Origin of the sequence: Prescottella sp. R16 (genome assembly GCF_030656875.1) — a bacterium.
GTDB lineage: Bacteria > Actinomycetota > Actinomycetes > Mycobacteriales > Mycobacteriaceae > Prescottella.
On record NZ_CP130943.1, the window covers coordinates 4207822 to 4219485 of the forward strand.

Here is an 11664-nt window from a genome sequence, read left to right on the forward strand (position 1 = left end):
AGAGGTCGTAGATCGCAGCCGGCTCGGTAGACGCGCGTCCTACCGACACCGATGCGACGATATTGCGGGTTCCATGCGAGCGGATGTCCACGCCGTGGCCCGGCGTGGCGGCAGCCGTTCCGCAGTCGATGCCTCGAAGTTCAGTGGATCGAGCCCGCACGCCCCGGTGTCAGCGACGTCAACACATCCACTCGCTTGACCTTGCCGGTTGCGTTCCGGGGCAATTCTTCTGTCTGGACGACCCACCGGGTCGGCACCTTGTATCGCGCGATCCGTTCGGTCATGTAGTCGGTCAGTTCCGACTGGGTCACCGAGGCGCCTGCAGCCACCACGACCACGGCACAGACTTCCTCACCGTAGTCGTGATGGTCGACCCCGACGACGATGCACTCACGCACCGACGGATGCTCGCCGAGTGCGTCCTCGACCTCCGCCGGGTACACGTTCTCTCCGCCACGGAGAATGAGATCGGACCGCCGGCTGCTGATCCGGAGGTATCCGTCCTCCATCGTGCCCAGATCGCCGGTACGCATCCACCCCGAGTCGTCAGTGATCGATGCGGTGGCCTCCGGGTTGTTCCAGTAGCCGAGCATCACCAGCGGGCCACGCACACAGATCTCGCCCTCGACACCCTCCGGGACCGGATTCCCCGCATCGTCCCGGACCTCGACCTGCATGGTGAGGACCGGGCGGCCCACCGTGTCGGGCCGCTCGGCCAGGTCGGCTGCGGCGGCAACCGTTGCAGCAGAGGAGGACTCGGTCAGACCGTAACTGGTTCCGAGTGTACGTTCTGCGGCCGGCAGGATCTCCCGCAATCTCTCCTTCAATTTCGAAGAAGACGGGGCGGAACTTATCGAGATGGTCTGCAGGGACGACAGATCGTAGCGGGAGAGATCGCCGTGCTCGACCAGTCGGGTCATCATCGTCGGAACCGCACCCCAGTTCGTGAGGCCTTCCCGCTCGATCAGTGCCAGCACCCGATCGATGTCGAATCGGCCGGTGCTGATCACGGCGGTGTCACCGAACGCCAGCCGCGGAACAGCGAGGTTGTGAAGTGCCGCGATGTGGAAGAGCGGTGTCGCCAGCAGGAACCGCCGCCGACTCGGTGCGCGGACCAACTCCGCTGCGAGTGCATCGTTGAACCTGTGAAAGTCCACCGCCGCCACCATGTTCCGGTGCGAATGTGTCGCCCCTTTGGGGCGGCCGGTGGTACCGCTGGTGAACAGAATGACCGCCGGATCGTCTTCGTTCACGCTGCTGTGCGGCAGTTCGATGCCCGGATGCGCGGATGCCCGAGCAGGCACGTCCTCCTCCGTGGACAGCACCGGTACCGCCACGGGTCCGAGGAGGTTCCGACGAGGCGCGTCCGCGACGATCACCTTCGGCTCGGACAACTCCACCCCGTAAGCGACTTCACGAGCGGACCACAGCGAGTTCATCCCCACGGTGATTGCGCCGAGCGCGGTCGTGGCCCAGAAGGTCATGATCCATTCCGCGTTGTTCGCCGACAGGATCGCGACCCGGTCTCCCGGACCGACGCCATGCTCGGAACGCAACGAGTGAGCGAGTGACGCAACCCGTGCCAGATGCTCGGTGAAGGTCAGGCGGAGGTCGTCGCACACCAGGTACTCGGCGTCACCGTAGCGTGCGGACTCGGCGAGTATCTCGTTCAGCGAGCGGTATCTGTTGCGGAACACCGGCATCGGGTATCCACGTACCTGCTCCTCAACGATCTCGAAGGGCGCCCCCGCCGCCGTGAGCCGGGCAACTGCTTCCGTGCGCGCGTCGAGCACACGACGAAGGTCGGACATCTCTATACCTTTCCGAAAAAGGAATCGATCGCGGTCGGACCGTCGACTGTGATCATCGGATGGTCGACTGGCCGCCGTCGACGTTCCACGACTGGCCACTGACCCACGCAGTCTGGCTGCTGGCGAGGAATACTGCTGCTCAAGCGATCCCGGCGGGATCACCGGCACGGCGCAGAGGAATGTTCGCTTCCGCGTACTGCTTCCACACAACCGCCGACCCGGATCCCGGACGGCCCGAGCTCCTTGGCCATCGACGACGTCAGCGACTGGATCGCGGCCTTCGACGCCGAGTATGCCGACGAGTTCGCGCCGCTCGGCTTGCCGTCGACCGACGAGATGTTGACGATGCACCCACCCGCACCGCGCTCAACCATCGAGCGCGCACAGGCCCGGCTCATCAGGAACGTTCCTCGCAGATCGACTCGGCGCACCCGGTCCCAGACGTCGACGTCCGCGACCAGGGCGACGGCCCTGCGACCGATCGGAGACCTCGCCACGTCCACGATCACCGGGTTACCCATAGCAGCCCTCCTCGAACAGCGCATACGAGTACCGTCGAGACACGGCCAACTACGCATTCTGTGGCAGATTTGAGAATACAATTCTCATGACATGAGACACCATAGTGCTTCGATACACAAGCCTTACTGTCGAGTAGCCAGACCATCCATCACTAAATAGAATGATGTTCTAAAAATAACCTCGATCCGGATCCGCTCGCCCAGACGCCCCATCCGCTCGCGGAGCGCAGGGGCGATCACCTCGACGATCTCACCGGAATCGCCTTCGCCCCAACCTCTGTCGACGAACAACCGACAGTCGAAGCAGGCCACAAGTCCTCCTCACCCGAGGAGTAGCCGGGCAGGCCCGGATGTGATGTAGCTTTCTAAACGAACAAGCGTTTGCTCCAATGGGGAGAACATGAGACTCCAAGAAAAATCTGTGCTCGTCACCGGCGTCGGCCCAGGACTGGGACGTGAGAGCGCGCTGTTGTTCGGCGAGAACGGTGCACAGGTCGCGGTCACCGACATCGCCGACGCGGACGACGACGATCAAGCTGTGGCCGGATACCGTCGTGACAGCTTCGTCCGCCCGTTGCACGGCATGCCACCTACCTTCTTCGGTTCCACGGCCGATAGAGTGACGGACCGATCGAGTGAAGAAACACGGGAGGGGACCCCGATTCGACGGGGATGCCGCTCGAGTTGAATCGCCCACCGCGACTGCGCGACAACACGAACGCTGCCCTGTTCTTCGCATCGGACGAGTCCGAATACATCAGCGGAGTCTGCCTGCCGACCGCCGACGGCGGAATCCTCACAGACTTCCATCTCGATCGCGGACCGGTCCGACTCTCACCAAACAAGGAGAATCCGATGCTCGACCCCCAACGCAACCCACGGTGGAAAACCGCCCTGGTCGCAGCCGCAGCCGGACTGGCACTGACAGGCTGCGCGTCGGCCACAGATACCGCAGACGGCGCGTCGCTCAGCGCGTCGACCTTCTCGGAACTGCGGGAGGGCATGATCAACGTCGAACCCGCTTCCGGTGATGCAACATCGGGCGGCACACTCACTTTCGGCGCCTACTCCGAACCGCGGTCTCTCGACCCGGCAGAAACGATCGCCGCGGTGACCACCGGTGGTGTCGAGATGCTCAACGTCTACGATTCGCTGATGCGTTTCGATGCGGAGACGGCCACGTTCGTCCCGCAGATGGCGGAAAGCCTCGACCACGACGACGACTACCGGACGTGGACGCTGACCCTGCGCGACGACGTCACCTTCTCCAACGGTGATCCGGTCGACGCAGCCGCAGTCCGGTCGAGCCAGGAACGCTACGCCCGGAGCAAGGGGCCCGAATCCTCGTTGTGGATCGACAACGTCCGCGAGGTCTCCACTCCGGACACCCGCACAGTCGTCTACCGGCTCGACAACCCGTGGCCCGAGTTCCCGGGCATCCTCGCCACCGGTCCGGGCATGATCGTCGCTGCCGCAGCCGACGGCCCCGACGGCTCCTTCACCCCGATCGGTGCCGGCCCGTTCACCCTGGAACGCTGGGCTCCGACCACCGAGATCGTCTTGGCCGCCAACGACACCTACTGGGCCGGGCAGCCGCATCTCGACGCTCTCAAAATCGTCTACCTGTCGGGCCAGCAGACCAATATCGACACTCTGCGCACCGGCGGTATCGATGCATCCTTCGTGCGCGAACCCGACCATGTCGAAGACGTTCTCAGCGACGGCACCAGCGGCTACGTCAACCTGGCCGCTGCGCAGAACGCGGCGATCATCAATACGGCCGAGGGTCGTCCCGGAGCCGATCCCCGGGTGCGGCGGGCCATGCAGTTGGCCATCGACGCTCCCCAGATGACCGACCGCATCTACAACGGCTACGGGCTCGGTGACAGCACGCTGTTCCCCGAATACTCACGCTGGCACACGGAGACATCCGGACTCGCCTACGACCCGGAAGCCGCCCGAGCCCTTCTCGATGCCGCCAAGGCGGACGGCTACGACGGCAAGGTCGAATACATCAAGGCCAACACGCCCACCGACCAGCGGTCCGCGTTGACGTTCGAAGCTATGCTCGAAGCCGTCGGATTCGACGTCCAGGTCAACATCGTCCCGACCGTCAACGACCAGATCCGGCTGGTGGCGGCAGATCGGAACTACGACGTCTCCGGCTGGGGACTCGCCTTCCGCGAATCCGATCCGTACCCGAAGATGTTCGCGACGATGAGCAGCGGCGGCACGCAGACGTACGGGATGTACACCAGCCCCGAGATGGATGCGCTGCTCGCAGAATTCCAGCAGGAAGCGGACCTGGACGCCAAGCGCGCCACGATGGATCGCATCCAGCAGCAGATCAATCAGGATGTGCCGTTCCTCGTCTACGGCCCCTTCGCCGAGTTCGTCGTGTGGAACGACTCCGTGCACGGTGTCGTCGGCAGCGCCAACACGATGGTGTTCTTCGGCGGAGCGTGGAAGGACTGATCCGTTCGGGCCTCGTGTGGTCGGGCAGTTCCCGGCCACACGAGGTGCCGGGACGGCCACTGCACGATCACCGGTAGTCGTCGAGAACCAGGCGCGACACGTCCCGAACGTTGCGGAGCGCTTCGGCGAATCCGATCCGGCCAGTGGTCCACAGCACCAACGAGTTGAGCATCGTGCTTCCGATCGACAGCGACGCGAGCCGGGCACGTTCGGCGGGCACGCCGTCCATGAGTTCGAAAAGCGCCGTCCGGTTGGCGGCAGAGCGCTCGTCGAGCGTGTCGCGCACGTAGGGGTCGTCCGAGGTTTGGAGTTCGACCTCGAGCCGAGCAAAGTTCGGGCCGCGCTGGAACGCCTTCATCTGCCGCGTGTAGAGGTCGACGACACGGTCGAGGACCGATCCCTGAGCCCGTGCCTGTCCCGACTCGCGTTCTTCGGCGAGACGTGCGGCGAGAATGTCGTTCCAGGCGACCATCGCGGCCGCGAGCAGATGCTGCTTGGCCGGGAAATACCGGTACAGCGTGCCGAGCGCCACCCCCGACCGTTCCGAAACTTCGCGCATCTGGATCCGGTCCGGACTCGTCTCGGCGAGCATCTCGATCACGGTGTCGGTGAGCTGCCGGCGACGTCGTCGCTGCGCGTCGGTCATGTCGTCGGGGTTCATCGGCACGGCAACGGCATCGGTCACGAGGGCAGCCTAGTCATCAGCGGATCACGACCGGTGTGGTCTCCGTGGGCGGCGGCGAGAGACACCCGCCCAGTACGTCGTGCAGTTCGTCCTGGCTCCATCGCGAGGCCGACCGCACGGTCGTCTCCACGGCCGGTGCCGACATCACGTCGATCCGATCACCGTATGCCACCAGCACACGTCCGGTGATCGGCTCGGCGACAGGCGAGGCGAGATAGACGACGAGTGGCGTGACGTGGTCGACGGACAGCGGGTCGTCGCCCGTTCGCGGTCCCGGACCGAACACGTCACCGGTCATCTCGGTTCGGGCACGAGGACAGATAGCATTGGCACGCACACCGAACGAGCCGCAGCCCCGCGCCGTCGACACCGTCAGCGCGACGACACCCGCCTTCGACGCCGCATAGTTGGCCGCACCCGGCGGTCCGGACGCATAGGCCTCCGACGACGTGTTGACGATGCGGGCGTACACCGGCTCGCCGGTCTGTTTCGCCCGGCGCCGCCAGTGGTCGGTCGCAGCCCGAGTGGTGAGGAACGTGCCCCGCAGATTGACCCGGAGCACTGCATCCCATTCGTCGGCGGACATGTTGAATACCATGCGATCCCGGATGATCCCCGCATTGTTCACCAGGATGTCGAGGCTGCCGAACTCCTCGACCGCCACTGCGACGAGCCGATCTGCGGTGGCTTGCTCGCCGACGTCGCCATAGCAGGTCACGGCATTGCCGCCGGCGTCACGGATCGCCGCGGCGACGGACTCGAGGCGTTCACCCCGTGCGTTGATCACGACATTCGCACCGGCTTCCGCCAGGGCGAGGGCCTCGGCCGCGCCGAGACCCTCACTGGCTCCGGTGACGATTGCGGTGCGCCCCGCGAGCGGTCGTGACCTACTCATCGCGACTCCCGTGGCAACCCGAGGATCTGCTCGGAGATGACGTTGAGCTGGATCTCGAGGGTGCCGCCACCGATCAGCAGTTTCGGCGTCGCGAGATACGCCTTGGCCGCGCGCCCACCACCGGAGACGTCCGCGCCCAGGCTGCCCACGGCCGCCTCCGGGCCGAACCATTCGAGCACCTGCGCGGTGACGTCGGTGATGTGGTGTGCGGACGCGGCCTTGAGCGCACTTGCCTCGACCCCCGGGTTGAGGCCGGAGAGTCGTTTGAGGACGCTGCGGTGCGCGAGCGCGTCGAGGGCCCCGGTGGTCGACGTGATCCGGCCCAGCGCGGGCAGCGCGTCGTATCGGGTGTCCGGGTCCAGGGACCGCGCCACCTCCACGGGATCGAAGCGGTATCCGCCGGCGACGGGGGTGTTGCCCATCGCGACCCGCTCGTTCGCCAGGGTCGTGCGGGCCACCTTCCAGCCCTCGCCCGGAAGACCCACCAGGTCGGCGTCCGGGACGAACACACCGTCGAGGGTGACCTCGTTGAACATGCTGTCGCCGTTGGCCTCCCGGAGCGGCCGGACCTCCACTCCCGGCGCCGACATGTCGACGAGGAAGAAGCCGATCCCGCGATGCTTGGGGGCGTCCCGGTCGGTGCGGGCGAGGCAGATGCCCCAGTGCGCCTCGTAGGCCTTGGAGTTCCACACCTTGTTGCCGTCGATGCGCCAACCGCCGTCGACCTTGGTGGCGAACGTCGTCAGCGACGCGAGATCCGAACCGGCGCCGGGCTCGGAGAACAACTGGCACCAGACGATCTCCCCGCGCAGGGTCGGAACGACGAGTCGTTCCATCTGTTCCTCGGTGCCGTACTGGAGAATGGACGGCAACGCCCACTCACCGATGACCGTGCTGGGCTGGGTGATTCCGGCGCGGTCGAACTCCTCGGCGATGATCAGCTGTGCAGCGGTGTCGGCGCCCAGACCGTACGGCTCGGGATAGTGCGGCGCGACCAGACCGCGGTCGGCGAGCAGCACCCGTGCGGCTGCCTCGTCGAGCGCCACGGCCTCGGCGATCGTCGCCGCCACCCCGGCGCGGAAGTCCGGCCGGTCCGGGACGCCCAGTACGGATTCTCGTTCCGTGGTCGACGCCAGTTCGCCGGCGCGGCGGGCCCATTCGTCCGGCGAGCCGCCGAGCGCGAGCAGGCTCACGACGCGCCGCCAGTACAGGTGGATGTCGTGTTCCCACGTGTTGCCGATCCCGCCGAGCAGGGTGAGCGCATCGAGTACCACGTCGACGGCCTCGCGACGTACCACCGTCGCGGTCCGAGCCGCCGCGAGTGCCAACTGTTCCCGGTCACCGCTGTCCGCGGCCAGCGCGGCGTCCCACACCGAGCTGGTCAGCACCTCGAGCCGGATGAACAACTGCGCGCACTTGTGCTTGATCGCCTGGAACGACCCGATCGGGCGCCCGAACTGCTCGCGGATCTTCGCGTACGCCAGGCTGGTCTCCTGCGCCCAGCGCGCGACGCCGACAGCCTCGGCGCACTGCAGCACAGCGACGATCGCCGCGACCTCGTCGGCATCCGCACCGAGGACGTTCTCGGCGGGGATCCGCGTGTCGGACAATCGCACCCGCCCGATGTCCCGGGTCAGGTCGACCCCCTCCTCGGCGACGACCTCGACGCCGACGTCACTCGCCGACACCGCGAACCACACCGACCGCTCACCGCACCGACCGGCCAGCACGAGGATCTCGGCACCGGGCGCACCGAGCACGGGCACGGTCTCGCCGGTGGCCACCACCTCGTCGCCGTCACCGTCGAGCGTGACGGTGCCGGTCTCGAACGCGACCGCGCCCGTGGCGCCGCCGGCCAGGCGTGGGAGCAGCGCCTTTCGTGCCGTATCCGTGCCGTGGGACTGGATCACGGCGCTCGCGGTGACCGTCGGCAGCAACGGTCCGGGGACCAACCCGTGCCCGGACTGTTCCAGCGCCACCGCGAGTTCGAGCAGGCCCGCGCCCGCCCCGTCGTACTCCTCGGCCAGGTGTAGCGACGGAATCCCCATACCCACCAACTGCTCCCAGAAGGCGGGCCGATCACCGCGCGCGAACTCCTCGAACTGCGCGCGGGTCCGTTCCACGGGTGCCTCGCGGGCGGCGAACCGCGCGAGCGAGTCGGCGAGTGCGTCGTGATCTGGTCCGATACCGATCGGCATATCCGATCAACCTTTCAGTTTGAGCACCTTGCGGGCGTTCTCGTGCAGGAACTTCGGCCACACCTCGTCCTTGAACGGCACGCCCGGCATGTCGCCGAAGATTCGGTCCAGGGTCAACCCCGCGGGGAAGTACCCGGCGTAGATGATCTTGTCGGCGCCGCGAGTGTTCGCGTAGTCGACGATCGCCTTCGGGTAGTGCTTGGGCGCGAACGCCGAGGTCGAGTAGTAGAGGTTCGGCCATTTGATCATCAGTTTGACGGCCAGATCCTCCCACGGTTCGCAGCCGTGCCGCGTGACGAATACCAGATCTGGGAAATCGAACATCACGTCGTCGATCAGTTCGACGTGCTGGACTGCCGACTTCAGTCGCGGGCCCGCGATTCCGGCACACGCGAAGATCGGGATGTCGAGTTCGACGCACTTGGCATAGATCGGATACATCTGCGGCGCGTTGAGCGCCACCTGCGGGAACGTACCCGCGGCGAACGAACTCACCGAGACGATGCCGAATTCCTCGTACTCACGGGTCATCCGGGTCAGTGTGCCCATGATGTCGTTGGGATCGACCGCCGAACCCTGCGGCACGAATCGGTCCGGGAACATGCGGACGGCGCGCTGCCCGGATTCCTTGGCCATGCTGACCATGCCGATCTCGATACCGTGCTTGTCCATCTCGTACAGCGTCACCGAGATCGGATCGTCGGTCGCGAGGTCCGGCACACCCTTGAACATGTACTGCGCCGGCATGCTGAACTCGTCGTTGCTCTCGCGATCCTTCGTCTGCCGTGTGATGAACGCGTACTCGTCGTAGCCGGCCTCGCGGAAACCGATGTGCGTGTCGATGATCGAGATGCCGTCGTAGGGCGTCATGCGTTCTGCTCCTTCGCGATCGGCCTGCCGTCCAGACCGTGGACCGTGACCTTCTCACGCTCGAGGATGTCCAGGCTCGCCTCGACGTTGCCGGTGTGATGCGGCGCGGCGGCGCACAACCACGTCACCGCTTCGACCATCTCCTCGAGCGACTCGGGGACGAACCACTGCGAACCGACCATGTTCGACGCCACCGACAGCGCACCGGCGGTCGCGACCGCCGAGCGAGGGCTCACCGCATTGACCCGGATGCCGGTGCCGTTCAGTTCGGCGGCGAGCCCGGCCGTCATCCGGTCCTGCGCGGCTTTGCTCATGCCGTACAGGGCGGTGCCGTGGATGTCGGCGTCCAGGTCGGTCTGCCCGTCGGGCAGCGGCTCGACCGGACGGATCCGGGCCGTGCCACTGGTGATGTTGACGATCCAGCCCTCGCCGCGCTCCATCATCCCCGGGATCACCCGCTGTGCGAGATCGAGCGGCGCATGCACGTTCACCTCGAACGTCAGGTGCGCACGCTTGGCCGGGTAGCTTCGCAGCGGTTCGAACATCGCAGCCGCGGCATTGTTGACGAGGATGTCGATCGGGCCGCCCAGTGCCGCTTCGGCTTCCGGCACGATGCGGGCCCGGGACTCCGGATCCTCCAGCGCGGACGCGACGATCGCGACGGTACCGCCGCTCGCACGGATCAGGTCGGCGGTCGCGGCGAGGGTGCCGTCGAAGCCTCCTCTCGGTTCGTCGACCGTGCGCGCGACGATCGCGACCGCCGCACCTTCGGCGGCGAGCCGCTGGGCGATGCCGGCACCGATGCCACGGCTGGCACCGGTAACGATCGCGCGTCGGCCGTGCAGGCGGTCGGTCATACGCCGAGCTCCGCCTCGAGCTGCTCGGCGAAAGACTCCCGCAGCAGCACGTCGTTCGGCTCGTCGGGCAGCTCGGTGAGCGGCTGCGCGACCTCGGACGGCGTGGGTCCGTACTGCGCGGCGAGCGGAGCCAGTGCCTCGAGGTCGAAGTCGTACAGTTCGGCGGCGTTCTCGGCGAACAGCTTCCGCAGTTCCGCCTCCTCCACGTCGTGCATGACCTGCCGGACGCACTCGCGGGTGAACGGGTAGGTGCCTTCGTTGTGCGGGTAGTCGCTGCCCCACATGAACTTGCCGTCGCCGAGGGTGTCGCGGGCGGCCATGTCCTGCGCCGACGGCATCGTCGCGCCGACCCACACGTTGCGCCGGAAGTATTCGCTCGGACGCAGCGGCAGTTGCTCGTCCTCGCTGTAGAACAGTTCACCGATCCGGCCGGTGCGCTTGACGCGCAGGTCGACGGTGTCGAGCTGACGCATCAGGTCCGGCGCCCACGAGCAGCCCTGCTCGGAGACCGCGAACTTGAGCTTCGGGAACCGTTCGAAGACACCCGAGAGGATCATCTGCACCAGCGGGCGCATCGAGTAGAAGCCGACCTCGTTGATGTAGAGCAGCGACGAGGTCTTGTAGCGGCCGTAGTCCGGCAGGCCGGTGCCGGCATGGCTGTTGATCGGGACACCCAGATCCTCACAGACCTCCCAGAGACGGTCGTACTCGGGATCGTAGAGCGGCTTGACCCACTTGATGTCCGGTGCGAGGTTCGGCAGCAGGATGCCGCCGCGCAGCCCGTTCTCCTTGACCCACTTGACATCTGCGATGGCCTCGTCGACGTCGTTGAGGAAGATCTGCGCGACACCGGCACGCTGTGCGGGCGCGTCGTTGCAGAAGTCCTTCAGCCAACGGTTGTGGGCACGGATGCCGGCGAGGCGCTTGTCGAAGTCCTCGGCCCGCGGCGGACCGGCCAGGACGGCGGCGCTCGGGAAGAAGGGCGGCACCGTGTTGGGGAAGAGAACCTCGCCGACCGTGCCGTCCCCCTGCGTCTCGCGCAGCCGACGCTCGTTGTCCCAGTTGCGGGTTCGGCCGTCGTCGACGAGGTCGCGGTACGGGTTCTTGTACTTTCCGCGCCACGCATCGAACTCCTCGTACCACCGGGAATCGAGGTACTCGCGGTACGTGGCGTGGTCGGCACCGGCGTGGCTGTCGGCGGAGATGAGGATGTACGGCGTTTCGTTCGTCACGAGAGCACTCCTGGTCAAGACGCTATGTGAAACCATGTTCTACCTGATTGACATCGAGAGTAGCGACACTAGCGTTGATGTCAAGTCTCCACCCGCCCTGTATATAGAATACAATTTCAC

At 66.2% G+C, this 11664-nt stretch carries 9 protein-coding genes; 1 reads left to right on the forward strand and 8 read right to left on the reverse strand.

Annotation, left to right across the window (positions count from 1 at the left end; genetic code table 11):
* Positions 1-140: 140 nt before the first annotated feature.
* The gene (gene casG / locus Q5696_RS19655) at positions 141-1811 is read right to left on the reverse strand and encodes a steroid-24-oyl-CoA synthetase (RefSeq protein ID WP_305092926.1); all 1671 of its coding nucleotides are present in this window, start codon (positions 1809-1811) and stop codon (positions 141-143) included.
* Positions 1812-1969: 158 nt separating this feature from the next.
* On the reverse strand, positions 1970-2332 hold the full coding sequence (locus tag Q5696_RS19660) for an SDR family NAD(P)-dependent oxidoreductase (protein ID WP_305092927.1): 363 nt from the start codon (positions 2330-2332) through the stop codon (positions 1970-1972).
* A 672-nt stretch (positions 2333-3004) separates the two neighbouring features.
* Between Q5696_RS19660 and Q5696_RS19665 the strand changes: the two genes are divergently transcribed.
* Positions 3005-4807 carry an ABC transporter substrate-binding protein gene (locus Q5696_RS19665; RefSeq protein ID WP_305092928.1) on the forward strand — a complete coding sequence of 601 codons (1803 nt, stop codon included), beginning with the start codon at positions 3005-3007 and terminating at the stop codon, positions 4805-4807.
* Positions 4808-4874: 67 nt separating this feature from the next.
* Here the strand turns inward: Q5696_RS19665 and Q5696_RS19670 are convergent, their stop codons facing one another.
* The 6 genes from Q5696_RS19670 to Q5696_RS19695 are packed head-to-tail and all read right to left on the reverse strand — an operon-like array spanning position 4875 to position 11544.
* Positions 4875-5468, reverse strand: a complete 594-nt coding sequence (locus Q5696_RS19670; protein WP_305095379.1) for a TetR family transcriptional regulator — start codon at positions 5466-5468, stop codon at positions 4875-4877.
* A 40-nt stretch (positions 5469-5508) separates the two neighbouring features.
* The gene (locus tag Q5696_RS19675) at positions 5509-6387 is read right to left on the reverse strand and encodes an SDR family NAD(P)-dependent oxidoreductase (RefSeq protein WP_305092929.1); all 879 of its coding nucleotides are present in this window, start codon (positions 6385-6387) and stop codon (positions 5509-5511) included.
* Positions 6384-8585, reverse strand: coding sequence for an acyl-CoA dehydrogenase family protein (locus Q5696_RS19680; RefSeq protein ID WP_305092930.1), 2202 nt, complete (start codon positions 8583-8585; stop codon positions 6384-6386). The genes Q5696_RS19675 and Q5696_RS19680 overlap by 4 nt, the downstream gene beginning before the upstream one ends.
* Before the next feature lie 6 nt (positions 8586-8591).
* Positions 8592-9455, reverse strand: coding sequence for an amidohydrolase family protein (locus Q5696_RS19685; protein WP_305092931.1), 864 nt, complete (start codon positions 9453-9455; stop codon positions 8592-8594).
* Positions 9452-10312 (reverse strand): SDR family NAD(P)-dependent oxidoreductase, encoded by an 861-nt coding sequence (locus Q5696_RS19690; RefSeq protein WP_305092932.1) that lies wholly within the window; start codon positions 10310-10312, stop codon positions 9452-9454. The genes Q5696_RS19685 and Q5696_RS19690 overlap by 4 nt, the downstream gene beginning before the upstream one ends.
* Complete coding sequence (locus Q5696_RS19695; protein ID WP_305092933.1) at positions 10309-11544, reverse strand: amidohydrolase family protein; 1236 nt, start codon at positions 11542-11544, stop codon at positions 10309-10311. Before Q5696_RS19695 ends, Q5696_RS19690 begins: the two co-directional genes overlap by 4 nt.
* Positions 11545-11664 lie beyond the last annotated feature (120 nt).